Source organism: Halobacillus aidingensis, from assembly GCF_900104185.1.
In the GTDB taxonomy this organism is placed as follows: domain Bacteria; phylum Bacillota; class Bacilli; order Bacillales; family Halobacillaceae; genus Halobacillus; species Halobacillus aidingensis.
Map to the genome: position 1 here is coordinate 1 of NZ_FNIZ01000007.1, position 26,300 is coordinate 26,300.

Here is a 26,300-nt window from a genome sequence, read left to right on the forward strand (position 1 = left end):
GTCTATTACAACGAGAAGTGGGAGCAACAAAAGAATAGCGTGAAGGAGAAGCTTTCAGACGAGAAAACGGGTGAAATCTACGGAAAACGTAAGGTAGACGTAGAGCCAGTTTTTGGATTTTTGAAGGCTAATTTGCGTTTCACTCGAATGTCCGTGAGGGGCAAAGAGTGTGTGGAAAATGAATTAGGATTTGCCTTCCTGGCCGTGAACTTGAGAAAGTACACGGCCAGAAACGGAAACCGTCTAACCAATGATAAGATAAACTCAGTAAAAAAGGGTTCCGGTCATCAAAATTCGATGACCGGAACCCTTTTTTACGTTTTCGACTGGTTATGTCCCAGCCTCTTTTTTATCTATTAGACCCATTTTACTACATCGTCAAGAGAGCGGCGTGATTTCTCAGGCTGTTCTTGGGCACGGTATCCAAAGGCGCACATGACCGAAATGCCGAAGCTCCCGTCTTCGAGAAGACCCTCTTCTTCCAGAAGATTGTTCATCTTCTCCATGTTAAAGCCTTCAATCGGGCAGGAGTCGATGCCGATTTCAGCTGCGGCTGTCATCATGTTGGATAGAGCAATGTACGTTTGTTTTCCAGCCCAGTCATAAAGAGGGCGGTTGCCTTCAAGAAGTTTAAAGTCTTCCTTTTGGAATTCTTCGATCCGGCTCAAATATTTTTCCAGGAAATCATCAGGTAGTTGTTTGACGTTTTTGAAGTGATCTTGCAAGTATTCGGAATCATACTGGGTATCTTTCCTCGTCCTTGCGAGGAAAATAACGAAGTGACTGGCATCCGGAAGTTTCCCATACGCACCCCAGGCTGTGTCTTTGATTTTTTGTCTCAGTTCAGGGTTCTGAACGACGACAAACCGCCATGGTTCGAAACCGAACGAACTCGGAGATAAGCGGCCGACTTCCAGAATGAATTTGAAATCATCTTCTGGAATGGTTTGATTCGGGTCGAATTGCTTGGTCGCATGCCTGAACTTGGCCGCGTCTAAAATTTCCTGCTTTTTCGTTTCTTTGTCACTCATCTTTCTTTCCCTCCTTCTTTGATTTCCAAAATAATATACCACAGGGGAGGGAGAGAATTCATGATTTATGCTTTACACAGCTTCCTGATAAGCGGCTTCTCCACCAGGATGTAAACGATAATAGATCGGATATGCCCTTGTGTAGAAGTATTGAATCACGGGTCCAAGAAAGAGCATCGGTGCAAGGGTTCCTAGTCCGACCGGTCCACCAATGGCAAGAGCAAAGCTTGTCATGACCACCGCGACCAACGTTTGACCTGTCTGAAGACTCAATTGAAACCTGGAACTTACGGCAAGGAACAGCTGATCGACTGGAGCTCTCGGGAACTGAGGGAGGATGTAGATCGCGACTCCCAATCCGATGAACCCGACTCCTGCAAGCAGCGCCAAGACTTGCAAAGCGAAAGGGGCGCTTGATAAGTTGATCGGAGTAAAAACAATTTCCAGCCAGAAGTCCAAGATCAAGCTTTCCAGAAACACAGGTACGACCGCCCTCGATTCAGGGAGTGTATTCATCAACTTGGCATTGATGAAGATGATGATCAATTGAAAAGCTCCGTACCAAAAACCGACGGTATAACCGAAGTGATCGGAGACTCCGATGAAAAACGAAGTCCAAAATCCAGCTCCGAGCGTCGCGTTGATAAGAAGGGCGACCCCGAAGAAATTGATGAACATCCCGACAAGGTAAACCGTGGCACGATAAAGCATGACAAATGCCTCCTTTCCATAAAAAAGTGGTCACGAGTAGAGGATTCCTCTAAATCGTGACCACATTTTATTAGCGATTATTTTATAGGTCAATCAAAAAAATTTGGAAAGAAAATGGACGCCCACCATAGGAGGATTTCCTCTTTTAAAAGACTTTTGTCGTCCAGTCTTCGCAGTTCCACACATCTGTGACGACATCTTCATAAAATTCAGGTTCGTGTGAGATGAGCAGGACGCTTTCTTTGTACTCTTTCAACGCACGCTTCAACTCAGCCTTGGCATCTACATCCAAGTGGTTCGTCGGCTCATCGAGTACGAGCAGGTTCGTTTCTTTGTTGATCAATTTACAGAGGCGCACTTTCGCCTTTTCCCCTCCGCTCAATACTTGGACTTTACTCTCGATATGTTTACGAGTCAATCCGCATTTCGCTAGCGCCGCTCGCACCTCGTATTGGGTGAAGTGACGGAACTCTTCCCATACTTCCTCGATACACGTGTTGTCACCGATTTCCTTCAACTCTTGCTCGAAGTAACCGATGTGCAAATGTTCCCCAAGTTCGACGGATCCTGAAACCGGCTGGATTTCACCGAGAATACTTTTCAGCAAAGTCGTTTTACCGATTCCGTTCGCCCCGGACAAGGCGATTTTCTGACCGCGTTCCATCGATAGGTTCAAAGGCCTGGACAGAGGCTCATCATAACCGATGACAAGGTCTTTCGTTTCAAACAAATATTTTCCGGGTGTCCGGGCTTGTTTAAAGTTGAATTGCGGTTTTGGTTTTTCGGCATCCAGTTCGATGACGTCCATCTTATCAAGTTTCTTCTGACGGCTCATCGCCATTTTACTTGTCGCAGCATTGGCTTTGTTGCGGGCGACGAAATCCTTCAGGTTGGCGATTTCTTTCTGCTGCTTCTTATAAGCGGCTTCCAACTGCTGTTTCTTCATATCATAAACGCGGAGGAATTCATCATAGTCGCCAGGGTAGCGGCTCAGCTCCTGGTTTTCCATGTGATAGATCAAGTTGACGACACTGTTCAGGAACGGAATGTCATGGGAAATGAGGATGAAGGCATTCTCATATTCCTGAAGATACGTTCTCAGCCATTCGATATGCTCGACATCCAAGTAGTTGGTCGGCTCATCGAGAAGCAGAATTTCCGGTTTTTCCAGTAACAGTTTTGCAAGTAAGACTTTCGTACGCTGCCCGCCACTAAGGTCATGCACATCACGCTCGAGTCCGATTTCATTCAGACCGAGTCCGTTCGCCACTTCTTCCACTTTGGCATCAATCGTATAGAAGTCATTATTCGTCAGCATATCCTGAAGGACACCTGTCTCTTCCAATAGATCCTGAAGTTCATCCGGATCGACTTCGCCCATCTTTGCAAAAAGATCGTTCATCTCCTGTTCCATATCGAACAAGTATTGGAATGCTGTACGCAAAACATCACGGATGGTCATGCCCTGTTTTAAATCAGCATGCTGATCGAGGTAACCGATACGGATCCGCTTCGACCAGGTGATCTTCCCGGCATCCGGCTCAAGTTTTCCTGTAATGATATTCATGAATGTCGACTTGCCTTCACCATTCGCTCCGATCAAGCCGATGTGTTCTCCTTTTAACAAACGAAAAGACACGTCATCAAAGATCGCACGATCCCCGAAGCCGTGGCTCAAGTTTTTCACTGTGAGTAAGCTCATTTTAGTTAACACCTTTTCTATCGTTAGATTCGTCCTTCTATATTATAAAGGGGAATGAGGGGAAACGATAGGGGAAAAGTAGGAAGAGTTGAGGAAAGGAGTGGGTGGGTTTGTCTTATGATTGCATCATCATCGGTGGAGGAATCGCAGGTTTGCAGGCAGGAATCATGCTCGGAAGGTACCAGCATAGGGTGTTAATGATCGATAGTGGCCAAGGGCGGTCCAGTCTGTGCCACAGGTATAACAATATCATCGGGTTTCCTGATGGAGTCAGTGGCCAACAGCTCCGTCATGACGGTAAAAAACAAGCGGAATCCTTTGGGGTGGAAACACTGGAAGGGAAAGTCGTCGATGTCCATTCAAATTTCATCGTTGAAACAGAAGAGGGGGAAGCAATCCCGACTCGAACGGTCTTGTTTGCTACAGGGATTGATGAAAAGTTCCCACCTATTCCCGGCATCAAAGAATGCTTAGGCTTATCCATTTATGTTTGTCCGGACTGTGATGGGTATGAAATCACAGGCAAAAAGACCGCAGTTGTGGGGAGTGGAGAAGCGGGGGCGCAACTGGCGCTTACGTTAAAAGACTGGAGCGACGATATCATTTTCTTTAATCATAGCGGGGCGCCTTTATCTCTTGAGATGCAAGGGAAGCTTCGAGACCGCCGAATCCTTGTTCAGCAGGTGGAAGTCAGCAAGTTCGAGCACAACCAAGGCTTACTAGAAGCCGTTCTGACAGCGGACGACCATCGCTGGGAGATCAAAAAAGCTTTTCTTGCTTTCAGTGGGAATCGGGTGCAATCGGATCTAGCGGTCAAACTCGGAGCTGATGCAACAGAGAAAGGACACCTCGTTGTGCATCCAAGGACAAAAATGACCAGTATGGAAGGCGTATGGGCAGCGGGGGATGTGGTAGACCATTCTCAATTCGTGACGACAGCTATGGGGGACGGGGCACAGGCTAGTGTATGGATACACAAATGGTTAAAAGAGAGAAGGTGATTTCTTTGATTTCAACTCATGGATATAGGATAATGATGGATATATCATTTACATTTCCTATCATGAACATTCTACTTTTGTTTCATCTACCCACGCTCCATCTACTGTTTTCAAAGACAGAAACCCAAATCATTCAAATTAAATTGAGTGCATAAGGAGAATCGAAACCTACATGTTTTTTGACGCTTTTGGGACGGATTCATTTTTATTACTTACTGCATTATTATTGTTCAGCGGTGTGCTTGTAGCGAAGTTTTCCAGCCGTTGGGGCATCCCTGCATTGATCTTGTTCATCATGGTCGGCATGGCTTTTGGCAGTGAAGGACTCGGAATCGTTTATTTCAGTGATGCCGGCACGGCCCAGGTCATCGGTGTATTTGCCCTCGTTATCATTTTATTCGAAGGTGGTCTACATACGAAATGGGGGACGGTGCGCTCCGTTGCTGTACCTTCGTTATCCCTCGCTACTTTTGGGGTGTTGATCACTTCGCTTATCGTGGGGCTTGCCGCCTATTTATTGTTCGAATTGAGTTGGTTGGAATCGTTCTTATTCGGTGCCATCGTTGGATCAACCGACGCAGCGGCCGTTTTTGCGGCATTGAAAGAAAGAAACATCAAGGCGAAAATGGGGGCCACCCTCGAGGCGGAGTCTGGAACGAACGACCCGATGGCCGTCTTTTTGACATTGTCTCTCATTGAATTGATTACCTCAGAACAATCATCGTTCTGGATGCTCATCCCGACGTTTTTCATTCAAATGGGCCTTGGCATCATTATTGGTCTAGCATTAGGGAGATTGGCATCTGCATCCATCAATCGCATCAAATTGGATTCAAGTGCCTTGTATCCGATTTTTTCCGTTGCTTTTGCTTTGGCGACCTACAGCATCACCGCTTTTAGTGGAGGTAGTGGATTCTTAGGCGTTTACGTAGCGGCACTTGTAATCGGAAATAGTGAACTGACGTATCGTTATTCGATCTTCCAGTTCAATGAAGGATTTGCCTGGATGGCGCAAATTCTCATGTTCGTTATCCTAGGGCTTTATGTATTCCCAAGTGAATTGTTTACAGCTTCTATCATGGTCAACGGGATATTGCTATCGATCGTGCTTATTTTAATCGCAAGACCGATTGCTGTTTTCTTATCGATGATTAAGATGAACTATTCAACGAAAGAAAAACTGTTCATATCTTGGGCAGGCTTGCGCGGGGCTGTACCGATCGTCCTTGCAACCTTTCCTATTGTGGAGGGGCTGCAGAACAGTCAGGCCTTATTCAATCTCGTCTTCTTCGTTGTGCTGACCTCAGCACTCGTCCAGGGATCTACGATTTCGCTTGTGGCGAAAAAAATGAACCTGGTCGGACCGAAAAAAGACATCCCGCACCACAGCATTGAATTGATTTCCATGGGGAATGCCAAGGCGGAAATGATTCAATATCAAACAAATGACGAATCAGCCGTCGTCGGCAAAAAGCTTCACGAAGTCAGCTTCCCGAATCGCGCCAACATCAGTGCCATTATCCGGAACAATGAAGTCATCACGCCTTATGGAGAAACGGAAATCAAAGCCGGAGACTTCCTGTACATTCTTGTGGAAGATAAGTACAAGGAACAGCTGAAGAAAACGTTGGAGCAGCGTGTACAAAAAAGTGAACAGCTCATGAAAGAAAAAGACGCTTCTTCCTAAAGCGTCTTTTTCTTATGGATGCATCTTTTCCACTAAAGGTCCCTTTTGTGAAGGGTCAGTTTCGAGACTTTTGTTGAGTGGATAGGGGCTGCGGGGAATGGCTCGCTTTCCGCGGGAGCGCGGTGAGCCTCCTCGGACTGCGTCCTGTGGGGTCTCACCAAGCACTTTTTTCCCGCAGGAGTCTCGCCATTCTCCTCCGCCCCTCTGCCAATATAATTATCTCGAAACCACTTCCGGAATAAGCTGCCTTTATACACATGGTATTTGGTGGGGAATGACCTCCTAAGGAAGCTATTCTTCATGCGAAAAGCTTGTTATAGAGCGCTGTACAGGAAAGGGGTTCGTTTCTCACATAAATTGGATGGGGTGGTTGGGAAGCTGCGAGACTCCCGTGGGAGAAGGAGACAGGCGAGATCCCGCAGGACGCAGTCCGAGGAAGCTCGGCGCTCCCCCACAGGAAAGCGAGCTGCTTCCCAGCCACCCCTTATGCTCAACACGGCAAACGAACCCCGGAACATCTCAAAATCGAGTCTTCCACAACCCTGGGATTTTGTTGAATATGTGATGAATTTAAGGCTTTAGGACATATGTCCTTTCCGAAATCGCCTTCATCCTTTTAAATGGATTTCAGAACAGGAGGATGAACGATGAAAGGTGCTTTATTTTCACTACTCGGAGGCTTGTGCATCACGATGCAGGGCATCTTCAATGCGAGGATGAGTGATTCTATAGGAGGCTGGCATACCACTTCGATGGTCCATCTGGTCGCCTTCACGATATCCATTCTCGTTTATTTTTATGTCAGAGATGGAAAAGGGAAAAGCTTTAAAAGAGTGCCCTTCCTTTATTTGATTGGAGGGACGTTTGGAGTTGTCGTCGTTTTTGCAGAATTGACGGCAATCAAAATGATCGGCCCGGCGAGTGCCATCGCCATTCTACTCGTGGCACAAATCGGCACGGCTTTTGTCATCGAATCCAAAGGCTGGTTCGGTGAGAACAAAATTCCTGTGACGAAAAGGCAGGGAATCGGTATCGCTATGATGCTCGTGGGTGTCATCCTTTTCCAGTTGTAAAAAGGAGTTCGTTTTTTATGAAAGAAAACAAAAAAATCAATCCACATCCATATATCGAAAAGTACGATCTGGCACGGATCTTTCCTGAAGAATTCGTTCCAAAAATCAACGTGTTCACATTTACAAAAGGTGATGTTCTTTTTGCACCTGGGGAAACGTTGAATGACATGTATCTACTCGTTGAGGGGAAGATCAAAATTTTCACCCTGACGCCGGAAGGGAAGTCTTTAATCAACCGGTTCAAACGTCCGCTTGGAGTCATCGGTGATGTCGAATATGTAAAAGGTAGCTCGGTCATCAATTCTGTCGAGGCTGTATCTGATGGAGTGATGATTGCTGCATCCTTTGAGGACTTGAAGGATCTCGAAAGGAATCATCCTCCATTCATTCGGTTTTTACTGGAGACGGTGGCGCACAAGTTTTATTCCGAATCCCAAGCGTCTAGCCTGCATATGCTCTATCCTGTCGAAGTGCGGCTGGCCAGTTATTTCTTATCGATTTCTTCAGATGGGGAAGGGACACTTTTTCATCAGGAGATGCGGACGGCGAATCTGACAGAACTCGCCGAATGGGTGGGGACGAGTTACCGCCATTTGAACAGAGTGCTGAAAAAAATGGTCTCAGATGAGATTATCGTACGAGCGAATGGGTCGATTAAGATTAAAGATTTGGAAAAACTCCGAAACTTGGCAAACGGAAATATCTATGAATAAGGAGGGATATAATGCTTGGCGTATTATTTTCTGTCGTGGCAGGTATTTTGATCAGTATGCAGAATGTGTTCAATGCGCGCGTCAGTGAAAAAACAGGAGCGTGGGCGACGACATCACTTGTACTCGGTTTAGGGCTTGTCTGTTCTCTGCCCGTCTTTTATGCTATGGAACAAAGGAGCTTGTTTGAATTCGGAGATGTGAACAAAATCTTTCTGTTCAGTGGCGTTTTCGGAGTAGGGATCGTGTTCTGCCTCATGCGCGGGGTTACACTGATCGGCCCTGCCTATGCGATTTCTATAGCTCTCATATCACAAATCGTCATCGCTTTTGCCGTCAATACGGGAGGATGGTTTGGCTTCGATGCTGCTCCTCTTTCGGTGACGAAGCTTGTGGGAATCGCTTTGTTGATCGGTGGGGTGCTAGTGTATAAATTGGAAAAACCACCTGTGGAAGAAGAAGAGGAAATGGAACAAATGAGAGCGTGACCTCAAATGGAGGATCACGCTTTTTTTTCGTTACATATTCTCCATCAGTTTCTTGGCAATCCGCTCATAATCATCCCGGTCGATGCCAGGTGCGAATTCTTCCGGCAGGTCATCGAGATCCGGAATCGGAGCGCCTTTTGGAGTACCTTGAATGACTTGAAGCGGCTCACCGTTCTCAGGGTTCGTCCCTTTCCATATCTTTTTGATTTCCTGGTAATCATAGTCGCTCCATGTGTACAGGATGTTATCCAGTCCCTGGTCGATGTAGGGGCGGGCATAATCGAACTTAGAGTTGTCGAGATCAGGAACAGGGAGCATTTTTTTTACATCGACACCTGTGGCGATCTCTAAAGCTTTCGCATAAGCAAGGGCATGCGTACCTCCTCGGACAAGTAAGTAGCCGATCATTTCACGTGCCGTCGGGTGATCGGTCATTTCATAGACACGCATCTTATGTGTTCGTGCACCGAGCTCGAGAAAAAAGTTGTGTAATAGATCCAGCACCAGGTTACCACTTGAAAAAACATTGTCTCCTGTCCAGGCCCGTCCCATTGAATCGCCTGGGAGGGCCGTTTGTGCTGTAGCAATGAATTGATACGAATTCCTTTTGTTCAAGCCGTTTTGAAGGGGAGCGATATTAGGATCCCCGGTAAAAGTCACTCCGCGAGTGAGCAGGTTGATGGAATTGTTTACGAGTTCGACATGCCCGAATTCTTCCGCTGTAATACTTGCAACTAGATCGTAAAATGGACGGTGTTTTTTCTTTTGGCGAAAAGCGAAGGACTGGAACATGTAGTTATTCAACGTAGACATTTCGCCGAACTTTCCACCTAAAAGTTCTTGAACAGCAGCCGCCGCATTCGCGTCGCCGTGTTCAGGAATGGTTAGAGCAATCTGCATCCGGTCGAGTCGCTTAAACATGACATCCTCCTTTTACTTGTAGCGTTGATCAGGAAACACCCAGACGATCTGCTGGGTCCGTACGAAAAATGGGGTCCCACTCACCTCGACGACAATATGATCCGGCATGACCGTCTTCAATCCTCCGCGTACTGACCCTTGCGTCGTCTGGACGACGACAGGGGTGCCTTGAATGGACATGAGCGTCTGGTACACATATGGATCAATGGCGGAATTCATAGACACGTTTTGAGAATTCATTCATTCTGCTCCCTTCGCAGGTAGTCTCACTTAATGATGTATATGTACAAACCTCCGTTTTAGGCATCATTCGTTGGAAAAAGAGGCGAAGGTTTGTATGCCCAATAATGGTTTGCGGTATATTAGCAACTTTTCTGAATCGCTCACCTCCCAGTAACTAAGGACTGAGCGATAAGTATTTCTTCAATACGAGGAGCGGCCAAATATAGTTGTAGCTGTGATAGTAGATGTAAAAGTTTCCTGGAAGACCTGCTCCTGTGGGGTATTCATACGTCCAATCCTGCTCTTCCAGTTTTCGAAGCAAACGAGCGATTCCTCTATCAATGCTCGGTACCCGTCTTTCGTACACCGCCATCAGGACATCCAGAGCCCAGGAGGTTTGCGAAAGGGTACTATCTCCTAAAGGAATGTAGATTTTCTCCTGATCACTTTTACACGATTCTCCCCATCCACCGTCTTCATTCTGAATGCTTTCAATAAACTGAACGCCTCTTTTGATGGAACGGTCATCCTTGCTTACTCCGACGGCACGCATACCCGTGAGGGCGGCCCAGGTTCCGTAAATGTAAGTGATTCCCCAGCGTCCATACCAGGACCCATCATTTTCCTGATGGGAGCGCAGCCAGTTCAGAGCTTTTTGCACACGAGGTTCCGTTAGAGGGAAACGTGCGTCGGTACCGAGAAATTCGAGTGTCCGTCCCGTCAAGTCCGCTGTCGAAGGGTCGATGCTTGCGTACTCCGCCCCGTCCATGGGAACAAACGTCATGAGAGGGTTCGTCTTCCCTCTCTCAAAAGCAGGCCAACCGCCGTCATCATTCTGCATCGCGAGTACCCACTTCAAGCCTCTCGTGTAGTGGCTCTGGAGGGATGGGTCTTTACTAAGGGCTCGTAAAGCTGCTGTGGTGTCATCGACATCCGGATGAATCCTGTTGCTTTTAGAAAATCCCCATCCGCCGGGTTCTGTATGACTGGTCGTTACCATCCAGTCTCCGAATTTGGTCTGTTGGTGCTTCAAAAGAAATTGTTCTGCTTCATGTAAAGGGACATCGGATGCGGGAGGCCCTTGAAGGGCATGGCTCAACAATGCCGTATCCCATATATCAGAAGGTGAGTTTTGAATATGGAGACCACGCTCCGTGGAACAAGCATGATGGATCAGCCCCTGGATGGCTTGTTTGATTATAGGGTCATGCTTTTGATAACCACAACTCACCAAAGCATAAATCATATAAAAAGTCGAAGAGAAATAGCTGTATAGTGTTCCGTCCGACTCGATGCGCTGCAGCATGTAGGTGAGCAGGCGCTGCCTTGAGAGCAGATAGAGTTTATGAGGAAGTCCAGCCAGGGATTTGACGGCATCCTGGACACTTGTCAATAACGACCGGCTTTCCTCAGGAAGCAGCTCTTGATCCTCCCGAATGAAGCAGTCACTCATATCAGGGATTTGTTTGTTTTTCATCACAAAGGGTTGATCGGATAAGAGGAGAATCGGTGCCATGTGAATGCGAGCGTAACTACTGAAATCAAAGAAAGAAATGGGAGAAGAAGGAGGTAGTAAAATGATGTGAACAGGCAAATGGAATAGATTCGGCCATGGATACTGTCCGTGGATGGCCAATGTGATTTTGGTCAAAGAATGAGCACGGTTCAGCCCGCCGTGCTTCCGGATAAATGCTTTGGCTTTCTTGATCTGGAGGTCATCACTTGTATAGTATCCAGCGTAAAGAAGAGCGAAAACCGCTTCAATCGTTGCGGAAAGGTTCCCTTCATCGTCCGCATAGAGCTTCCAGTACCCTTCTTCGTTTTGAAGAGAAGAGAGACGTGCGCACAACCGTTTGATGAGCTCTTTTTCTTTCGTAAACGTTTGGAGCAGAAGAATCATATTGGCATCGGTCATCAGACTGTTTTCAAAACAAAAATGAAAAATCCCGTCGTCCGTCTGGTGTGCATGAATCTCAGCAGTCAGTTGAGCAATTGCTTCATGGATCCTTTCGTCCACAATGATTCACCCTCTTTTATTCCATCCTACTTTTTTATATGAAGCGGATGCTTGATTCAGAAGGAGCTCTTTACGCATAAAAAACGAGCTTCCAAGATAGAAGCTCGCTCTTCATTATTTCATATTCTCTCGGATATACTTGATGATCTTTCTGATTTCATCCGGATGCGGACGGCCGAACGGACTTGTCTGTCGCTGCTGGTAAAGGACGCGCCCTTGTTCATCTGTTAAAAAGTAAGCAGGCTCTCCATGCGTTCCGTGATCTTCATAGGGTGCATGCTCATCATGGTAATGAACCTGGTAGTTGGAGAGAAACTCAAGGTTCTCATCCATTAGAATCGGAAAGGTGAAGTCATGTTCACTCACCATTTTTTCCAAACTATCCTTGCTTTCATGTGTAATCGCGGCGAATTTGATGTCGTGTTCTTCAAAGTAACTTAACGTATTCTGGAACTCGTCCAGCTCACTCATGCACACAGGGCACCACGAACCGCGAAAATATACGAATAAGTACCAATGGTTATTTCCTTTTAAGTCCTCGGAAAAATGGAACTCTTCTCCCTGGACGGAAGACAGTTTGAAGTCCGGGGCATGCTGATATAATTTAAAGCTCATGGAATGACACTCCCTTTTCATTTTTATCGCTCATACATCCCCATACCCTTTTCTAGTTAAAAGTAATTATTTTTTTCGACATCCAATGATATGGTTTCGTTCATCTAGTGTACTTAGGAGAGACATGTAGGAGTAATGGGTTGTTTTCTTATTAAAGGATTTACAAGTGTTGTATTGAATTCATTAGGAAGGGCGTGACATACCTAATGGATTTGTTGTAACGAAAAAACTGACATACCCTTTCTTTCCTTGAAAATGCAAAAGGAGCTCAGCCTTTCATTCTATGAAAAGGAGCAAGGTGGATAACCGTTTAGATGAATAAGAGAAAAAGATACCCATATTTTGGTATAATTGAGAAAGGGTGGTGAGAAGGTGAAAGCAATTCTTTGGATCATCGGGAGTATCGGAACCATCGTAATAGCGATCATCTTACTTTTCATTTATGAAATGGCCCCAAATGCGAGTATGGAAACGAAGGCGAAAGAGCTTGGAGAAGATTATATACAAAAACATTTTGATGGACAGGCGGAAGTCTACGACGTGCTCTATGACAATATGGGAAATCACGAATTCGATTACGCTGCAAAAGTAACGCATAAGAAAACAGGGGTCAATTTTCTAATCTATGAAACAAGGGATTCCCAAGTCATGAAGGATACCTATGCAAGTAGTTATTATGAAGAACAACTAGAGAGGGATCTTCAACCATTTGTTAAGGATATGGAAGATGTGGTGTCCCATTTGGTACATATCTCTGATGTACCTGGCAAGTACCAGGGGGAGGATTCGCTGCCTGATTTCAAAGACTTGAACCTTGTTCCAAATGTCATTATAGACTTGGACCGGGCTGCATTGGATGATGATGAAGAAAAGATGGAAGAACTCTTCGTTTTTATGAAAGAGAACCTGCGGATTGAACGAGGGGGTGGGCGTTTTGTGTACAGTCCGTCTTCTGGGGATGAGATGCTTCAAATGAGTTATTGAATGGCAGTTAAGAAAAGAAGGCCTTTGATTAGAGTCCTTTAAAATTCCTTCTTCGGGGGTCACTTCAGTCATTAAGAAAGAGTTTCCTTTCTTAGGGAATATTGCAGAGGAGGATGTTATGAAAAAAATTATATGGATGGCTTTATTCATGATGTTTGTAGGCTGTCAGCAGACCGGAAATGAAGAGTCTCCCGTTACCACAAAAACCGAAGAGTTCGAAGCCGGATCCTACACGATGAGAGGAATTCCTGACAGAGTCGCTTTCATCGATGCCCCATGGATCGAAGGTGAAACGCAAAAGTACATGTGGCACTTTTGGGGAAGTGAAGAAGAACTAGAGGGTGCATTCAAAGTAACAGGCACACATACGGAAACGGGGAAAACAGTCACCGTTCTGGAAGCTTCAGAAATCGCGGGGCCGGTGAATGGAGCAGATGCGTCTCTTCCATCGAATATGTCTCTACCAAAGAGCGGAGAATGGAAGTTGAATACGAGAATTGACGGGGAGTCGTTCGGGACAATCCTTGTGCATGTGAAGGAATAAAGGAGGGTTTCATGTGGAAACGGCAGGGTTCGTAATCATTTTAGCGATCGCCATTCTTCTAGATTACCTTTGGTTCGATCATGATCGGAAGCGGTGGGGATGGATGAAAAATTGGACACGCATCCAAAGAGGATTGTTCCTGGCAAGCTTTTTCGTCGCGGCGATGGTCATCTACATCGGTATGAGTCTTTAAGTTTATTTAGAAAGGTTTTTATTTTATGAGAGTCTTATTAGAGTTGGTGCGGATCGTTTTCCTGTTCATTTTCGGAGGTGCGCTGGTCTGGGTCGTTCTTGGTCCTTTCTATAACGTCCATCCTTTATCCGGAGAGTACCAATGGCTTGGCGCCGTCGGTGTGTATGGAATTCTATTCGTGCTTTACAGAAACCGCTGGCAGTTTTCTGGTTGGTACAAGGGGAAAGGAAAAAAGAAACTCTCCAGAAGTATGACTAGAATCATTGTGTTCGGATCGGTGCTGCTTCTAGCATCTCCATGGGTAATAGCCATCATCAATCATTGAGGAGGGAAAAGGTATGACAGGTAGTGAAGTGATCGAGTTGAAGACTACAGAAGAAATTAAATCTGCGTATCCGGTAATGAAGGAATTGAGGTCACATTTAAGTGAAGAGCAGTATGTGGAATTGGTGGAAGAGGCGATGGACGTGGACCGCTATCATCTTTTTGCTCTATATGCGGGGGAAGAGGTGGTTGCCGTTACGGGTTTCAAAGAGATGACCACCTTATATTATGGTCGTTTCGTCTGGGTTTGTGATTTAGTTACATCTTCTGCGCATCGTTCTCAAGGATACGGGGAGGAGTTGCTGACTTTCGTTGAAGATTGGGCACAAGAACATGGACTGGGAAGTGTCGCTCTTTCTTCTGGGATCAGCAGGCTGATGGCTCATCGGTTTTATGAAGGAAAAGTGGATTACGACCGGGTCAGTTATGTTTATAAAAAGTCCTTTCCTGAAGGATGAGATAGATGAAAGGTGAGGAGTTTGATCGAAGATGGCGGTGGTGGAGAGTAAGAGAGAACGGGATGGGGGTTTTCTTGTTGTGCGGCTTGATCGCCAACTATCCTTTGTTATACGGCATCGAACACATATGGGAAATACAGGTGCCGCTGGTGCTTATGATCTTTTGGCTGGCGTTGCTCTGTGCACCTGTTGTGATTTACATAAGAAGGGCCGTGAAACATGGGAGGGCCACCGTGGTTTTTTCCTTAGCTACTTTCATGCTTTATTTGTTCTTCGGTTCGCTTCAATATGTGTACGGATAGGGAGTTTTATCCTGTGCAAACCATAACGACATTCCCGTCCGGGTCTTGAATGTTAAAAAAAGAAATGTCGTCAAACCTTTGAATATCACTCTTGATGATGTAACCAAGCTGCTCGACGAAGCGGTAGGATGCATCGATATCATCTGTATGAAGATTGAAAAGGGGATGCGGCGATGGTTCAACATTTTCTGACCCTGCATCAAGGATGACGCCTGTATGAGTCGTCATCGGGAGATGGTAAACAGGGGGATGGACATTTTCCTCAGTATAAGGTTCTCCAATCAATGCACTGTACCATTGAGCGGAGTGTTTGATGTCAGTGACAGGGATGAATGTCGTATTGAGGCGGTTGTCGATCGGACTTTTCAAATCGATCCCTCCTATAAAAAGTTTATATTACTACCATACCATGAAAGGATGTCATTTTTTTGAAAATGAATAACAAGGTGGAAGAAAAAGAAGCCTTCACTCTCATAGGTTACAGAGTTGTGTGTGATGGAGAAGATTACATTTTAGAAATTCCAAAAGCAGCTGAAAAACTTCGCCGGCGTTTTCCTGATGCGGACGTCCAAGTGGGAGCTTTTATCCCGGGAGAGTGTAAGGAAGAGGATGATGGGTATTGGATCGGAGTCCCTATGGATCAGGACGCAACCATTCCAGATGATATGGACCATTTGAAAATAGAAAAACAAACGTATGTTATGACTACATATAAAGGTTCAAACGATGGAATACGAGAAGCTTATGCCTCGCTGCACGAATGGATGGAGCGGGAGGGATATCCCCGAGACCTGGAGGCTTGGCATGTGGAAGTTTACCATTCATGGCAGGACAAGGAACAGCTCCACATGGAACTTTGGGAAACGGTACGGACTTGACTCTGTGGTGCACCCCACGGTTTACTATAGGAAGTGGGAGGGCACACCGTGTATAAAATCAGCGAATTCTCAGAACTGACCGGGCTCAGTAAAGAAACGCTCCGGTACTATGCAGAGGTCGGATTGCTTGAGCCTGCGTACATTCATCCAGATAACCGTTACAGGTATTATGATGATGGCAGTTACTTTTTAGCGCTCATGCTCGGGAAGCTCCGGGCGCTTGGTTTCACCATTCAGGAAATGGTAAAAGTGATGGAGGATGAATCCTTTTTACACATGGAAGAACTTCTGCTCGAAAAACGCAGAAAGATCCATGAAGAGATTCATGATCTCCAAGAAAGACTTGCTGATATTGATGCATTTTTAGAATCTGGCAGGGAGGAAGATGAATGATCCAATGGGAAAATGATAGAGTGATTGCATCACCCATCGATGAAGTGTGGGAGCTTTTCAGAGACTACAACATCAAACGAATCATGCCAAAAGTGGAAGAGCATGAACTGATTGAAAAAACGGAAACAGAAGTAGGGGCCAAACACCGCCAAACGTATCGGGAAGGAAAGCGCCTGGAAACCTATACGGTAGAGACGCTTGCCTATGAAGAATCTCCTGAGAGCAAGCATAAGAAAATCGCTTTCGTCATCGGACGAGCTTTTGAAGTGACCGCCTCTTTTTTACTGGAGAAAGTGGATGAAGAACATACAAGGCTCACTTATTCCGGCCAAAACAAAGGTGTAAACTTCGTCGGAAAGGCCATGATGAAACTGGCGAATAAAAAGGGGAATGAGCGTGTCGTAGAAGAATTTCTCGATCGTGTTGAAAAAGAAGCGACGCATACGAACGTTTAAGAACCCGTGTGAGGACGGGTTTTGTTATGCCTTGTCCATGATATGGAAATGTGTACACGTATGATTTCCTCTTTCCCTGCATAGAAATGTTTATAGTTTGGAGAAGGGGATGAGGTGTATGAGTCACATTCCGTATGGGTATGGATACCCGAATGCTGGGTCGTTTAGAAGTGCTGAGCAAAACACCGAAGATATTTTAGAAGGAATCAAAAAGAAAGATTCTGCCATTCAAATCTTCAGTCAATTGGTTGATGTAGCACCAGATGAGTCGTATAAAAGCGAAATCCGTCAAGCATTAGAGAATGAGAAAAGGCACTTGGACCATTTTAAGAATTTATATACATCATTCACTGGCGAGCAACCGGAATATGAAAGAGAAGAAGCGAACTTCCGCACGTTTGAAGAAGGGTTGAGAGCCGGGTATGACCAAGGGGTCGAAGAATTTGAAAAGTATCAAAAAGCGTATATGGAAAACCAGGGGAATCAGCTGGGGGATGTATTCTACAGAGCCTGTCACGATAAGGCTGTTACGACCAACCGAATCGTAGCACTGTCTCGGGGAGAAGGCCGGATTGTAATCAAAGATTATGGCGGGCAGCCATTCGTCCTCGATATCGAAGAAGCGACGACACAAAATCGTACATTCCGGACAGCTCTATGGACGGGAGACCATTTACAGGTGACGTTGATGAGTATCGCGGTGGGGGATGATATCGGTTTAGAACTCCATCCTGACGTGGATCAGTTTTTGAGGATTGAAGAAGGGCAAGGACTCGTCCAAATGGGGGATACCAAAGATCAGTTGAATTTCCAGCAGCAAGTGTCTGATGATTTCGCTATCATGGTACCTGCAGGTAAGTGGCATAATCTGACAAATACAGGTCAACAGCCGTTGAAACTTTATTCCATCTATGCACCGCCTGAGCATCCTTTCGGCACGGTTCATAAAACGAAAGCCGACGCTATGGCTGCTGAAGAGTAAAAAGAAGGACCTTCTGTAACGGAGGTCCTTCTTTTATGTTTTAAGGAATAGATAGAAAGATGGGTATAGGAGGTTCATCGCAAGACTCTTAGGTCCCGCATTGCCTTGGAATCTTTCAATCAAATACTTTTAAGTTACACAGGTTTCTGGAGGAAATGGCTTCAGGCATGGAGAATCTAATGAATAAAGGAGGTCATGTCGTGGAAGTCAACATTGTTGCTTTACCTGCGTTCAAGGTAAGAGGACGTAAATGGGAAGGAAGTTATGAACAAATCCCTGGATTAAAAGAAGTGATTAAAAAGGTGGGGAGCGAAAAAGAAGAAATAAAACCTGTGGATCCGGATTACCAATGGGGGTTATCTTTTCATACGATTGAAAATGGCTTTGTCCATTTTAGCGGTTTCGAGGTGGAAAATGAGAAGAGTCATGCAGAGTATGAGGAAATGAACGTACCGCATCATACATATATGAACGTTCATCATCCCAAAGGCAGAGAGATCGGTGAAACCTATGCATCGATTTACCAATGGTTCCGAGATGGAAATGGGGAGCCGTACCTTGAATCTGACACGGAATATTACGATGGGCTGCCATTGAAATTCGAAAAGTATCCGATTGACCGGGATTTTGATGACCCTCATTTTGAAATTTATATTCCGATCAAAACTTAAAGAGCCCTGGGAGGGCTCTTTTTTAATAGACTTTATCTCCATTGAAAATGGAATTTTTGACGATGACATAATCGACGTGGCGGATGCTGTCAAGATCAGTTCCGCCTGCGTAACTGATGGCGGATTGCAGGTCCTGCTCCATTTCCGTCAACGTATCTTGGAGGGCCCCTTTATGTTCCACAAACATTTTCTTACCTTCCACGTTCTTCTTTTCCCCTTTTTGGTACTCAGAAGCGGAGCCGAAGTATTCCTTGTAAAGCTTACCGTCTCTTTCAACCGTATCACCAGGGGACTCTTCGTGGCCTGCGAAAAGAGATCCGATCATGACCATCCTCGCTCCAAAACGGATGGATTTGGCGATGTCTCCATGTGTGCGGATGCCTCCATCAGCGATGACGGGTTTGCTTGCTGCTTTTGCACACCAGCGCAACGCTGCCAGCTGCCAGCCACCTGTACCAAAGCCGGTTTTAATTTTTGTGATGCATACTTTCCCCGGGCCGATTCCGACCTTTGTGGCATCGGCGCCTGCATTTTCAAGTTCACGCACAGCTTCAGGTGTTCCGACATTTCCGGCGATCACAAACGTTTCCGGTAACTGTTGTTTGATGTGTTGAATCATATCAATAACAGCCGTCGAATGTCCGTGAGCGATATCGATCGTGATGTATTCCGGCGCCAGTTCCTTCGCTGCTAACATCTGGACTAACTCGTATTCCTCTGGCTTCACACCGACACTGATGGAAGCAATCAATCCTTGTGCATGCATCTTTTCGACGAAAGACAAACGAGTTTCCGGCTCAAAGCGGTGCATGACATAGAAATAACCGTCCTGTGCTAATTGAGTAGCGATCGTTTCATCAATGATCGTCTGCATGTTCGCTGGTACGACAGGAAGTTTGAATGTATGGTTGCCGAGCTTTACGGATGGATCACAAGCCGAACGGCTGTTTACGACACATTTTGCGGGAATCAGTTGAATATCTTCATAATCAAATACATTTTCCATGGATGTCACTCCTAAAACCGAATATTTTTATGGTTAATTAATTTTATTGTTCGTACATTTGTAATTTACCTTATCTTTGTTCCGTTGTCAAAGGTTCATGGTAAAATGATGAAAAAGGGGGAGAAAGTATGTTTGTACATAAGGTTGATCGTGAGCTTTCACTCAAACTTGCAGGTCCAGAAGATGCGGATGCATTATTTCAACTGACAGATGGATCTCGCGAGTATTTGCGTGAGTGGCTGCCATGGCTTGATTTTACGAAAACAGTGGAAGACACGAAATCATTTATTGAATCTGGAAGGCGAGGCTTTTCAGAAAACAAAAGCATGACAACTATGGTAATCTATAATGGTGACATTGCTGGTACGGCAGGGTTCAATGAAATCGACCACACCAATAAAATCGTGAAAATCGGTTACTGGCTCGGGCAAGAGTTCCAGGGAAAGGGAATCATGACACGAGTGGCCAAAGCGTTGACTGATTACGCCTTATTGGAATTGAACATGAACCGAGTGGAGATTCGTGTGGCAAGTGGAAATGAAAAAAGCGCTGCGATCCCCAAACGGCTTGGGTTCAAGGAGGAAGGCACAATCAGGTGTGCAGAATGGTTGTATGACCATTATGTCGACCACACGATCTATGGAATTCTAGCAGACGAATGGAAGAAGTAGAATGTTCGGATTTTAAATAAAGAGAAGTAGAGGGATAGAGATGGAAAAGCACTACAATAGAAAAATCATACTCGCTACATTCATGATCGGCGCATTTTTTGCCGTTTTGAATGAGACGTTACTTAATATTGCACTCACAGAACTAATGGAAGTTTTCGGGCTGGAAGCGCCCACGGTCCAATGGATGGCCACCGGCTTCATGCTGGTCATGGGTGTGTTGATGCCGGTTTCTGCATTACTCATCCAATGGTTCACGACGAGACAAATGTTCATCGGTGTCATGACGGTTTTCTTAGCAGGGACGATCATTGCAGCATCTGCCTTTAATTTTCCGATGCTGTTGACAGGACGGATGATTCAGGCGGTAGGAACAGGGTTATTGATTCCTGTCATCATGAACGCATTGTTACTGCTTTATGAACCGGAAGTACGTGGTCGGATCATGGGGACGTTCGGTCTTGTCATCATGTTCGCCCCAGCCATTGGGCCAACACTTTCCGGTGTTATCGTAGACGTGCTGGGTTGGAGATGGTTGTTCATTACCGTCATTCCGTTTGCATTGTTTTCGATTCTGTTCGCCATCAAGTATTTGGAAAATGTAGGTGAAGTGACGCGTCCGAAAGCGGATGTCCTTTCGATCGTCTTGTCCTCCATTGGAATTGGTGGGATCGTCTATGGGTTCAGCAGCGCCGGGGAAAGTGGAGAAGGGTTCTCTTCTGTTAATATCCTTATCATTTTAGGCGTCGCCTTTCTTAGTTTGATTCTATTTGTTCTGAGACAATTGAAATTGGAAGAACCTTTGTTGGATGTGCGCGTATTTACGTATAAAAGCTATGCGAGAGGCATCACCATTTTCGTTATCGTGATTATGGCGATGTTCGCGTCAGAAATCGTCATGCCGATGTATCTGCAGGGCCCATTAGGGTTTTCAGCCAAGACCGCCGGGTTGTTGCTGCTTCCTGGAGCTCTATTAAATGGTTTGATGTCGCCGGTGATGGGGACACTTTTTGATAAATTCGGTCCAAGGAAATTAATTATTCCGGGTACATTAGTCCTTGTAGGTGTCATGATTTTCTTCAGCAATATCGGACCTTCCATTCCTGTTTGGTCCTTTATTCTTGCCTATGTGTTATTGATGCTGGCGGTTTCAGCGGTGCTTATGCCTTCTCAAACCAATGCTTTGAATGAGCTTCCAAAGCATTTGTACCCTCACGGAACGGCTATTGCCAATACATTGCAGCCAATCGGTGGGGCCCTCGGTGTTTCTATTTTCGTAAGCATCATGAGTCAGGGAGAAAGAAGCTATTTGAACAACGTATCAGGAGAAGTGACAGGTGAAGTCATGGACCAGGCTATGACAGCAGGGGTGCACCAGGCGTATTGGTTCGCTTTAGGTCTTGCCGTCCTCACATTTATCGTTTCTTTGTTCATTAGAAAAGCCGTGGCTCCGGATTATTCCCCGGAACAGCAATCATAAAGAAGCAGAACCTTTCCAAGAGGAAAGGTTCTGCTTCTTTTTATGCTTTCATTCGTTTTATAAAGGATTCGAGAGGTTCACGGGACTGGATGTTTTCATTGCATTTCTTACTGTCATGGCAAATATAGTTGCCGCGGCTGATCGTTTCTTCATTGTTTTTTCCCTTGAAGGTAGCGGTGAACATGCCTACTTTTTCATGCTCGTGGCAAATCGAGCAAATGCTTTTTTGCTGGAGCGGTTTGTAATGACCGTACAACCCTGTAAGGTTACCATCCACTGTCGTTATGATGTATTTTCGATTCGCTGACGCATCGTTCCATCCGATATAGGAAAGCTCCGTCCATTCTTCATCAGGGATGGTAGGGACTCTCAGTTTCTTCACTTTCGGAAACAACGTTTGGATATCAGCTTCTGTGAGTTTAGGAAAAGGAACCACATATTGCTTCAATCTGGAGAAGTAAAGAATCGCATCGGTTTCATCTTTGACTTCACTCGCTTGGGCTATCAATTGTTCCTGATTTGGTGAAAGATCCGTAAATAATTCCAACACTTTTTCGTTCGTGATCGATTTGAGTGCCTGTGTCACAGAGGCATCGTTCGTTGTCATATGGCCATTCAGCAGGTTGTGAGCCTGATTTTTTATGAAATGATACTGATCAGTGCGGATGAATCGTTCCATGATCGAACCCCCGTTCAATGGTTTTCATCTTATTATTTCAGAGCATGTCTTTTCTATCAAACGTTTCGCCTTCCATGTTCATGACTGAGCAGCAAACCTGGCACCTGGACTCTTCGGGGTGGTTCCAGGTACACATCCCTTACGTTGGTGTACCGGGTACAATTATTGGGAAGTGGGTACCTGGTACCCGCTCTCGGATTTCTGTACCCGGTACCAAAAAATCGGTCAAAAAAAGCATTCCATCAAAAAATGAAACGCTTACATGTATGGTATCGTAAAGGTACTTGTAAAGTCGGGGAGGGATAGGAAAATGACTTGGAAACGAACAATGGTAGAAACAAGCCGCGGTACCTTCGAAGTTTTTGAAAAAGGACAAGGTTCCCCGCTTGCTGTCACCCATTTATATTCAGAGTTCAACGAAACGGGAGATTATTTTGCAGAAGCTTTCGTGGAGACTCACAAGGTCTATTTAATCAATTTGAAAGAGTGTGGCAGGTCTGAGAAGGTATCATCCCCTCATGAACTGACAATGCTTGAGAGCGTCCTTGACCTTGAAGCCATCCGGATAGAGTTAGGGTATGAATGTTGGAATTTTGCCGGTCATTCTACGGGAGGAATGCTTGCCGTCGTTTACGGGATCTATATTTCGGAAAGCCTTGATACACTAGTCATTGCGAATGCCGCGGCGCGGGAGTATATGACTTTTTCAAAGGATTGCATCTATAATGAGTCGCACCCGAAATTCGATAGGATGCAATCACTGATCGAGCAGTTAAAAAAGCAGGACCTGTCTGATGAAGAAAGAAAGGAATTAACGGTCGAACGGACAAAGCTTTCTTTATGGAATCCTCAAAATTATGACCACTATTTTCATACATCGATTGAAAAGAAGATGTCAGCCGTCCGGATGAACTTCTTTGCACGGGAGCTTCACACCTTTGATGTGACGAGGAAGCTAGCTCTCATAACTGCAAAAACGATAGTCATATCCGGTTCATATGATGTTCAATGCCCGCCTACTTATTCTGAGGAAATCGCCGAAGGAATCTCAGGTGCTGTTCTTCACAGGTTCCTTCAAAGCAATCACTACCCTCATCTGGAAGAGGGGCAGAAGTTTAAACAAGTAATCAAAGCCCACTTTGACTAGCATAAACTGGAAGTGGTAAAGTTACTCATGATGACAGCGTTTTAACAAGGAAGGAGATTACTGATGCAGCAGGAAAAACAACAGAGAAAAAGTGACTTTACGAAGTTCAAAGAACTATGGTTTCTTTTGTTCATGCTTTTGTTCACCCTTTTTCATAACACGATGGTCATCCTCATCGGTGAGGGCTGGAGCTTTATTGGCTACAGCATCTTGTTTCTGGTGATGTATGCCTTGTTCCGGTGGTTACGGAAAGTCGTTGATTTCATGAGAAAACCATTATCCTGGGGGTCGCTGATCGGTTTTTACATTGCAGGTGTCTTCGTGCTCGGCGCGTTATTGATTCCATGAACGAAAAGGGAGAGGGGATCATATCACCATTCTCTACCCTTCGAAAAGATGATTATGTACAATATGGCCCAGTTTATATATTGGGTGGGGCAAATCTACATAAACGATGATTCGCTTTGAATAATGAAACGATATAGGGGGAGTTGGAAAGTAACGAAATCAAGACTTCCTAATTAGTAGGGGGGCTGGACCTAGATTAGAATGATTCATTAAGGAGAGGGAATTTAGATGAATTATGTCAAAGAGCTCAGAAAAGAAGTCGGAACAAGACCGTTAATTCTGCCCGGGGCTGTCGTGATCATCGAGAATGAACAGCGGAAAATTCTTCTTCAACACCGCAAGGACGGCGGGTGGGGACTTCCTGGTGGTTTAATGGAACTCGGAGAAAGTTTGGAGGAAACAGCGCGGCGTGAAGTGAAAGAAGAAACAGGTCTCCAGTTAGGTGAACTTAGGCTCTTGGATATCTTTTCAGGTGAGGACTACTTCTTTAAAGTTTCCAATGGGGATGAATTGTACTCAGTTACGGCGGTCTATAGGGCGGATGATTACGAAGGGAAAGTAGAAGTTGATGGGGATGAATCTCGTGAAGTCACTTTCTTTTCTATGAACCAACTCCCCGCCGGTTTAACGAAGGAATATCGTGATTATCTACAACCATTTTTGAAAAAACATGAGTGACGGGGGATTCGATGCTGGAATTTTTCATGCTGACCATAACGGCAGTCTTAGTAGCAGGATATATTTATGTGATCTATACGAAGAGGAAAAAGTTAAAAAAAGATTATGGATGGAAGAGTTATGTGACGCCAGGGGCTTTTGTTGTGGCACCATTAGTGGCCTTGTTTTCCTATCTATTTGAGTTTGGTGGCATGATCACCTGGTTCATCCTTGGTATTTGCTTTATCACAGGAGCATTTTTCACAAAATATTTGCCTGAGCCAAGAGAAGGCTGAGTCATAGAGAGCAGTAACCATTCAAGGGTTACTGTTTTTTTATTGGTACAGCGGAAGCGTTTCAATTAAGTTTTCCATTTCAACATAAATGTGACTGGAAAAGAAATAATAAGAGGAGAGGAGGCGGGAGCTTATGGATGAGTGGTTGGAGTTCGTTGGAACAGGAGTCACCGTTTTTATTCTATTGTATGTTTTAGCAAGGATTCTAAGCAAAAAGCTGATTTCACAAATGACGCTTTTCGACTTTATCGCTGGCATCACGCTTGGATCAATGACAGCAACGACTTTCCTTTCCGATAATGTTACGCTCTCAAAAGGGGCTCTTGGATTACTTACCTTCGCTGCCCTTGTGCTTCTCATCGACTATCTTACACTCAAGAGTTTGACGATAAGAAAACTTGTGAACAGCCAGCCCACTCTATTAATGGACAATGGGAAAATTCTTATAACAAATATGAAAAAAGTTCGTTTTAACGTCGACGAACTGATTGCTGAATTAAGGAAAGCGGGGGTGTTCCAGTTCAGTGATGTACAGACAGCGATTTTGGAAACGGACGGAACGGTAAGCGTTTTAAGAAAGTCAGATGCTTCTCCTGTTACCACCCGTGATATGAAGCTCGAAACCGCTCCTGTTTCGTATTCGCATGTGGTTATGGTGCAGGGGAAAATTCTACAGAAACAGTTGAATGCCAGTGGTTACAGTGAAGCCTGGTTGCTGGATCGATTGCAGTCGTATGGAGTGTCAAATCTGAAAGATGTCCTCGTTGCACAAGTCAATCATGACGGGACTTTATTTGTCGAAAAAACGGAATAGGTAGAAAATTGGAGAAATACGTCGAAATATGGAGTTTACCATATGGTGAAAGCGTTTTATTGAACTTTGTACAGGTTATTCTGTACAAAGTTTTATTTGTGTATAAACTTTTTTATGTGTAACATAGATAGCGTTTGCTAAAGAATGACTGATGAAACGTCATAGATTTAGGAGGTGCTCATCACATATGACCGATTTTTTAAATTATGTCCAACGAGAGTGGGGAACCATTTTTTCCTATACGTTGGAACACTTGCAGCTCGTAGGAATTGCAATCGTCATCGCGATTTTGATTGGTGTTCCACTAGGAATTTATCTGACAACGAATAAGTATTTGGCAGAAACCATTTTGCAAGTGGCATCCATCATCATCACGATTCCGAGTATCGCTCTTTTTGGGATCATGATTCCTGTCCTTTCTATGATCGGACAAGGGATAGGATTTTTACCGGCGTTGATCGCTTTAGTCTTATATTCCCAATTGCCGATTATCAGAAACACATATACAGCCATTCAAAACGTAGACCCGAATATCAGAGATGCAGCGAAGGGAATCGGAATGACGACATTCCAACGTTTGACGAAGGTCGAAATCCCGAACGCTCTGCCATTGATCATGGCTGGTGTACGAACAGCTACGGTTTTGAATATTGGGATTGGTGCCATTGCAGCCTTTATCGGCTCTGGTGGCCTAGGGGTATTGATCAACTCCGGAATCAGCCGTGGGAATAGCAACATGGTGTTGGCTGGTGCGGTTTTCGTATCGTTACTCGCCTTAGTCGCTGATTTCATACTTAAATTTATTCAAGCGCGGATTACGCCAAAAGGAATCAAATAAAAGAA

34 protein-coding genes and 1 pseudogene are annotated in these 26,300 nt (G+C 45.1%); 25 read left to right on the plus strand and 10 right to left on the minus strand.

The window, feature by feature from the left end:
• Window positions 1–395 (plus strand): annotated as a pseudogene (locus BLS23_RS22005) (transposase); the annotation flags it as partial.
• Here the strand turns inward: BLS23_RS22005 and BLS23_RS08250 are convergent.
• From BLS23_RS08250 to BLS23_RS08260, 3 genes are all read right to left on the minus strand, one after another.
• The gene (locus BLS23_RS08250) at window positions 357–1,031 is read right to left on the minus strand and encodes an NAD(P)H-dependent oxidoreductase (protein ID WP_089652079.1); all 675 of its coding nucleotides are present in this window, start codon (window positions 1,029–1,031) and stop codon (window positions 357–359) included. The pseudogene BLS23_RS22005 and the gene BLS23_RS08250 sit on opposite strands and share 39 nt — an antisense overlap.
• A gap of 72 nt (window positions 1,032–1,103) precedes the next feature.
• Window positions 1,104–1,742 (minus strand): YczE/YyaS/YitT family protein, encoded by a 639-nt coding sequence (locus BLS23_RS08255; RefSeq protein WP_089652080.1) that lies wholly within the window; start codon window positions 1,740–1,742, stop codon window positions 1,104–1,106.
• A 145-nt stretch (window positions 1,743–1,887) separates the two neighbouring features.
• Complete coding sequence (locus BLS23_RS08260; protein WP_089652081.1) at window positions 1,888–3,444, minus strand: ABC-F family ATP-binding cassette domain-containing protein; 1,557 nt, start codon at window positions 3,442–3,444, stop codon at window positions 1,888–1,890.
• Between the two features lie 110 nt (window positions 3,445–3,554).
• Between BLS23_RS08260 and BLS23_RS08265 the strand changes: the two genes are divergently transcribed.
• The 5 genes from BLS23_RS08265 to BLS23_RS08295 all read left to right on the plus strand — a co-directional run bounded on the left by BLS23_RS08265 (window position 3,555) and on the right by BLS23_RS08295 (window position 8,403).
• Window positions 3,555–4,445 (plus strand): NAD(P)/FAD-dependent oxidoreductase, encoded by an 891-nt coding sequence (locus BLS23_RS08265; RefSeq protein WP_089652082.1) that lies wholly within the window; start codon window positions 3,555–3,557, stop codon window positions 4,443–4,445.
• A 172-nt stretch (window positions 4,446–4,617) separates the two neighbouring features.
• Window positions 4,618–6,132, plus strand: a complete 1,515-nt coding sequence (locus tag BLS23_RS08270; protein WP_089652083.1) for a potassium/proton antiporter — start codon at window positions 4,618–4,620, stop codon at window positions 6,130–6,132.
• A gap of 647 nt (window positions 6,133–6,779) precedes the next feature.
• Window positions 6,780–7,205 carry a DMT family transporter gene (locus tag BLS23_RS08285; protein ID WP_089652086.1) on the plus strand — a complete coding sequence of 142 codons (426 nt, stop codon included), beginning with the start codon at window positions 6,780–6,782 and terminating at the stop codon, window positions 7,203–7,205.
• A gap of 17 nt (window positions 7,206–7,222) precedes the next feature.
• Entirely contained in the window at window positions 7,223–7,918 is a 696-nt protein-coding gene (locus tag BLS23_RS08290) for a Crp/Fnr family transcriptional regulator (RefSeq protein WP_089652087.1), read from the plus strand.
• An 11-nt stretch (window positions 7,919–7,929) separates the two neighbouring features.
• Entirely contained in the window at window positions 7,930–8,403 is a 474-nt protein-coding gene (locus BLS23_RS08295; protein WP_089652088.1) for a DMT family transporter, read from the plus strand.
• 30 nt (window positions 8,404–8,433) lie between these two features.
• Here BLS23_RS08295 and BLS23_RS08300 read toward each other — a convergent pair whose 3' ends face one another.
• The 4 genes from BLS23_RS08300 to BLS23_RS08315 form a co-directional block, all read right to left on the minus strand.
• Complete coding sequence (locus tag BLS23_RS08300; RefSeq protein WP_089652089.1) at window positions 8,434–9,324, minus strand: manganese catalase family protein; 891 nt, start codon at window positions 9,322–9,324, stop codon at window positions 8,434–8,436.
• Window positions 9,325–9,336: 12 nt separating this feature from the next.
• On the minus strand, window positions 9,337–9,564 hold the full coding sequence (locus BLS23_RS08305; RefSeq protein WP_089652090.1) for a YuzF family protein: 228 nt from the start codon (window positions 9,562–9,564) through the stop codon (window positions 9,337–9,339).
• A gap of 157 nt (window positions 9,565–9,721) precedes the next feature.
• A complete protein-coding gene (locus BLS23_RS08310) occupies window positions 9,722–11,563 on the minus strand; it encodes a terpene cyclase/mutase family protein (RefSeq protein WP_089652091.1) in 1,842 nt (613 codons plus the stop codon).
• A gap of 114 nt (window positions 11,564–11,677) precedes the next feature.
• Window positions 11,678–12,178, minus strand: coding sequence for a peroxiredoxin family protein (locus BLS23_RS08315; protein WP_089652092.1), 501 nt, complete (start codon window positions 12,176–12,178; stop codon window positions 11,678–11,680).
• 372 nt (window positions 12,179–12,550) lie between these two features.
• Here BLS23_RS08315 and BLS23_RS08320 point away from each other — a divergent pair, with 372 nt between their 5' ends.
• The 6 genes from BLS23_RS08320 (at window position 12,551) to BLS23_RS08345 (ending at window position 14,983) form a co-directional block, all read left to right on the plus strand.
• Window positions 12,551–13,162 (plus strand): hypothetical protein, encoded by a 612-nt coding sequence (locus BLS23_RS08320; RefSeq protein ID WP_089652093.1) that lies wholly within the window; start codon window positions 12,551–12,553, stop codon window positions 13,160–13,162.
• 118 nt (window positions 13,163–13,280) lie between these two features.
• Window positions 13,281–13,706 (plus strand): DUF4871 domain-containing protein, encoded by a 426-nt coding sequence (locus BLS23_RS08325; RefSeq protein WP_089652094.1) that lies wholly within the window; start codon window positions 13,281–13,283, stop codon window positions 13,704–13,706.
• Between the two features lie 13 nt (window positions 13,707–13,719).
• Complete coding sequence (locus BLS23_RS08330) at window positions 13,720–13,899, plus strand: hypothetical protein (protein WP_089652095.1); 180 nt, start codon at window positions 13,720–13,722, stop codon at window positions 13,897–13,899.
• A gap of 25 nt (window positions 13,900–13,924) precedes the next feature.
• Window positions 13,925–14,224, plus strand: coding sequence for a hypothetical protein (locus tag BLS23_RS08335; protein ID WP_089652096.1), 300 nt, complete (start codon window positions 13,925–13,927; stop codon window positions 14,222–14,224).
• Between the two features lie 13 nt (window positions 14,225–14,237).
• Window positions 14,238–14,681: a GNAT family N-acetyltransferase gene (locus tag BLS23_RS08340; protein ID WP_089652097.1), complete on the plus strand. Its 444-nt coding sequence runs from the start codon at window positions 14,238–14,240 to the stop codon at window positions 14,679–14,681.
• A 5-nt stretch (window positions 14,682–14,686) separates the two neighbouring features.
• Window positions 14,687–14,983: a hypothetical protein gene (locus tag BLS23_RS08345; RefSeq protein WP_089652098.1), complete on the plus strand. Its 297-nt coding sequence runs from the start codon at window positions 14,687–14,689 to the stop codon at window positions 14,981–14,983.
• 6 nt (window positions 14,984–14,989) lie between these two features.
• On the opposite strand, the gene BLS23_RS08350 is transcribed toward BLS23_RS08345, so the two are convergent.
• Complete coding sequence (locus BLS23_RS08350; RefSeq protein WP_089652099.1) at window positions 14,990–15,352, minus strand: VOC family protein; 363 nt, start codon at window positions 15,350–15,352, stop codon at window positions 14,990–14,992.
• A gap of 65 nt (window positions 15,353–15,417) precedes the next feature.
• Here BLS23_RS08350 and BLS23_RS08355 point away from each other — a divergent pair, with 65 nt between their 5' ends.
• The 5 genes from BLS23_RS08355 to BLS23_RS08375 all read left to right on the plus strand — a co-directional run bounded on the left by BLS23_RS08355 (window position 15,418) and on the right by BLS23_RS08375 (window position 18,362).
• Complete coding sequence (locus BLS23_RS08355) at window positions 15,418–15,861, plus strand: GyrI-like domain-containing protein (RefSeq protein WP_244157153.1); 444 nt, start codon at window positions 15,418–15,420, stop codon at window positions 15,859–15,861.
• Between the two features lie 48 nt (window positions 15,862–15,909).
• The gene (locus tag BLS23_RS08360) at window positions 15,910–16,254 is read left to right on the plus strand and encodes a MerR family transcriptional regulator (RefSeq protein WP_089652101.1); all 345 of its coding nucleotides are present in this window, start codon (window positions 15,910–15,912) and stop codon (window positions 16,252–16,254) included.
• Window positions 16,251–16,709, plus strand: a complete 459-nt coding sequence (locus BLS23_RS08365) for an SRPBCC family protein (protein WP_089652102.1) — start codon at window positions 16,251–16,253, stop codon at window positions 16,707–16,709. The genes BLS23_RS08360 and BLS23_RS08365 overlap by 4 nt, the downstream gene beginning before the upstream one ends.
• 118 nt (window positions 16,710–16,827) lie before the next feature.
• The gene (locus BLS23_RS08370) at window positions 16,828–17,691 is read left to right on the plus strand and encodes a cupin domain-containing protein (protein WP_089652103.1); all 864 of its coding nucleotides are present in this window, start codon (window positions 16,828–16,830) and stop codon (window positions 17,689–17,691) included.
• Window positions 17,692–17,891: 200 nt separating this feature from the next.
• Window positions 17,892–18,362: a GyrI-like domain-containing protein gene (locus BLS23_RS08375; RefSeq protein ID WP_244157133.1), complete on the plus strand. Its 471-nt coding sequence runs from the start codon at window positions 17,892–17,894 to the stop codon at window positions 18,360–18,362.
• 22 nt (window positions 18,363–18,384) lie between these two features.
• Here the strand turns inward: BLS23_RS08375 and guaC are convergent, their stop codons facing one another.
• On the minus strand, window positions 18,385–19,368 hold the full coding sequence (gene guaC / locus BLS23_RS08380; RefSeq protein ID WP_089652104.1) for a GMP reductase: 984 nt from the start codon (window positions 19,366–19,368) through the stop codon (window positions 18,385–18,387).
• A gap of 128 nt (window positions 19,369–19,496) precedes the next feature.
• Here guaC and BLS23_RS08385 point away from each other — a divergent pair, with 128 nt between their 5' ends.
• Window positions 19,497–20,039 carry a GNAT family N-acetyltransferase gene (locus BLS23_RS08385; RefSeq protein WP_089652105.1) on the plus strand — a complete coding sequence of 181 codons (543 nt, stop codon included), beginning with the start codon at window positions 19,497–19,499 and terminating at the stop codon, window positions 20,037–20,039.
• A gap of 40 nt (window positions 20,040–20,079) precedes the next feature.
• Window positions 20,080–21,516, plus strand: coding sequence for an MDR family MFS transporter (locus BLS23_RS08390; protein ID WP_089652106.1), 1,437 nt, complete (start codon window positions 20,080–20,082; stop codon window positions 21,514–21,516).
• Between the two features lie 40 nt (window positions 21,517–21,556).
• On the opposite strand, the gene BLS23_RS08395 is transcribed toward BLS23_RS08390, so the two are convergent.
• Entirely contained in the window at window positions 21,557–22,195 is a 639-nt protein-coding gene (locus tag BLS23_RS08395) for a FusB/FusC family EF-G-binding protein (protein WP_089652107.1), read from the minus strand.
• A gap of 310 nt (window positions 22,196–22,505) precedes the next feature.
• Here BLS23_RS08395 and BLS23_RS08400 point away from each other — a divergent pair, with 310 nt between their 5' ends.
• From BLS23_RS08400 to BLS23_RS08425, 6 genes are all read left to right on the plus strand, one after another.
• Window positions 22,506–23,342 carry an alpha/beta fold hydrolase gene (locus BLS23_RS08400; RefSeq protein WP_089652108.1) on the plus strand — a complete coding sequence of 279 codons (837 nt, stop codon included), beginning with the start codon at window positions 22,506–22,508 and terminating at the stop codon, window positions 23,340–23,342.
• 63 nt (window positions 23,343–23,405) lie between these two features.
• Window positions 23,406–23,690: a hypothetical protein gene (locus tag BLS23_RS08405; protein WP_089652109.1), complete on the plus strand. Its 285-nt coding sequence runs from the start codon at window positions 23,406–23,408 to the stop codon at window positions 23,688–23,690.
• 228 nt (window positions 23,691–23,918) lie between these two features.
• On the plus strand, window positions 23,919–24,368 hold the full coding sequence (locus tag BLS23_RS08410; protein WP_089652110.1) for an NUDIX hydrolase: 450 nt from the start codon (window positions 23,919–23,921) through the stop codon (window positions 24,366–24,368).
• Window positions 24,369–24,379: 11 nt separating this feature from the next.
• A complete protein-coding gene (locus tag BLS23_RS08415) occupies window positions 24,380–24,643 on the plus strand; it encodes a hypothetical protein (protein WP_089652111.1) in 264 nt (87 codons plus the stop codon).
• Between the two features lie 133 nt (window positions 24,644–24,776).
• Complete coding sequence (locus tag BLS23_RS08420) at window positions 24,777–25,457, plus strand: DUF421 domain-containing protein (protein WP_089652112.1); 681 nt, start codon at window positions 24,777–24,779, stop codon at window positions 25,455–25,457.
• 187 nt (window positions 25,458–25,644) lie between these two features.
• The gene (locus BLS23_RS08425; protein WP_089652113.1) at window positions 25,645–26,295 is read left to right on the plus strand and encodes an ABC transporter permease; all 651 of its coding nucleotides are present in this window, start codon (window positions 25,645–25,647) and stop codon (window positions 26,293–26,295) included.
• Window positions 26,296–26,300 lie beyond the last annotated feature (5 nt).

Coding starts and splice junctions, on each gene's coding strand:
- BLS23_RS08410 (WP_089652110.1), top strand. CDS start 23,919: ATGAATTATGTCAAAGAGCTCAGAAAAGAAGTCGGAACAAGACCGTTA.
- BLS23_RS08285 (WP_089652086.1), top strand. CDS start 6,780: ATGAAAGGTGCTTTATTTTCACTACTCGGAGGCTTGTGCATCACGATG.
- BLS23_RS08415 (WP_089652111.1), top strand. CDS start 24,380: ATGCTGGAATTTTTCATGCTGACCATAACGGCAGTCTTAGTAGCAGGA.
- BLS23_RS08365 (WP_089652102.1), top strand. CDS start 16,251: ATGATCCAATGGGAAAATGATAGAGTGATTGCATCACCCATCGATGAA.
- BLS23_RS08390 (WP_089652106.1), top strand. CDS start 20,080: ATGGAAAAGCACTACAATAGAAAAATCATACTCGCTACATTCATGATC.
- BLS23_RS08425 (WP_089652113.1), top strand. CDS start 25,645: ATGACCGATTTTTTAAATTATGTCCAACGAGAGTGGGGAACCATTTTT.
- BLS23_RS08400 (WP_089652108.1), top strand. CDS start 22,506: ATGACTTGGAAACGAACAATGGTAGAAACAAGCCGCGGTACCTTCGAA.
- BLS23_RS08395 (WP_089652107.1), bottom strand. CDS start 22,195: ATGGAACGATTCATCCGCACTGATCAGTATCATTTCATAAAAAATCAG.
- BLS23_RS08340 (WP_089652097.1), top strand. CDS start 14,238: ATGACAGGTAGTGAAGTGATCGAGTTGAAGACTACAGAAGAAATTAAA.
- BLS23_RS08335 (WP_089652096.1), top strand. CDS start 13,925: ATGAGAGTCTTATTAGAGTTGGTGCGGATCGTTTTCCTGTTCATTTTC.
- BLS23_RS08260 (WP_089652081.1), bottom strand. CDS start 3,444: ATGAGCTTACTCACAGTGAAAAACTTGAGCCACGGCTTCGGGGATCGT.
- BLS23_RS08290 (WP_089652087.1), top strand. CDS start 7,223: ATGAAAGAAAACAAAAAAATCAATCCACATCCATATATCGAAAAGTAC.
- BLS23_RS08295 (WP_089652088.1), top strand. CDS start 7,930: ATGCTTGGCGTATTATTTTCTGTCGTGGCAGGTATTTTGATCAGTATG.
- BLS23_RS08315 (WP_089652092.1), bottom strand. CDS start 12,178: ATGAGCTTTAAATTATATCAGCATGCCCCGGACTTCAAACTGTCTTCC.
- BLS23_RS08305 (WP_089652090.1), bottom strand. CDS start 9,564: ATGAATTCTCAAAACGTGTCTATGAATTCCGCCATTGATCCATATGTG.
- BLS23_RS08345 (WP_089652098.1), top strand. CDS start 14,687: ATGAAAGGTGAGGAGTTTGATCGAAGATGGCGGTGGTGGAGAGTAAGA.
- BLS23_RS08325 (WP_089652094.1), top strand. CDS start 13,281: ATGAAAAAAATTATATGGATGGCTTTATTCATGATGTTTGTAGGCTGT.
- BLS23_RS08355 (WP_244157153.1), top strand. CDS start 15,418: ATGAATAACAAGGTGGAAGAAAAAGAAGCCTTCACTCTCATAGGTTAC.
- BLS23_RS08370 (WP_089652103.1), top strand. CDS start 16,828: ATGAGTCACATTCCGTATGGGTATGGATACCCGAATGCTGGGTCGTTT.
- BLS23_RS08270 (WP_089652083.1), top strand. CDS start 4,618: ATGTTTTTTGACGCTTTTGGGACGGATTCATTTTTATTACTTACTGCA.
- BLS23_RS08385 (WP_089652105.1), top strand. CDS start 19,497: ATGTTTGTACATAAGGTTGATCGTGAGCTTTCACTCAAACTTGCAGGT.
- BLS23_RS08250 (WP_089652079.1), bottom strand. CDS start 1,031: ATGAGTGACAAAGAAACGAAAAAGCAGGAAATTTTAGACGCGGCCAAG.
- guaC (WP_089652104.1), bottom strand. CDS start 19,368: ATGGAAAATGTATTTGATTATGAAGATATTCAACTGATTCCCGCAAAA.
- BLS23_RS08300 (WP_089652089.1), bottom strand. CDS start 9,324: ATGTTTAAGCGACTCGACCGGATGCAGATTGCTCTAACCATTCCTGAA.
- BLS23_RS08255 (WP_089652080.1), bottom strand. CDS start 1,742: ATGCTTTATCGTGCCACGGTTTACCTTGTCGGGATGTTCATCAATTTC.
- BLS23_RS08405 (WP_089652109.1), top strand. CDS start 23,406: ATGCAGCAGGAAAAACAACAGAGAAAAAGTGACTTTACGAAGTTCAAA.
- BLS23_RS08420 (WP_089652112.1), top strand. CDS start 24,777: ATGGATGAGTGGTTGGAGTTCGTTGGAACAGGAGTCACCGTTTTTATT.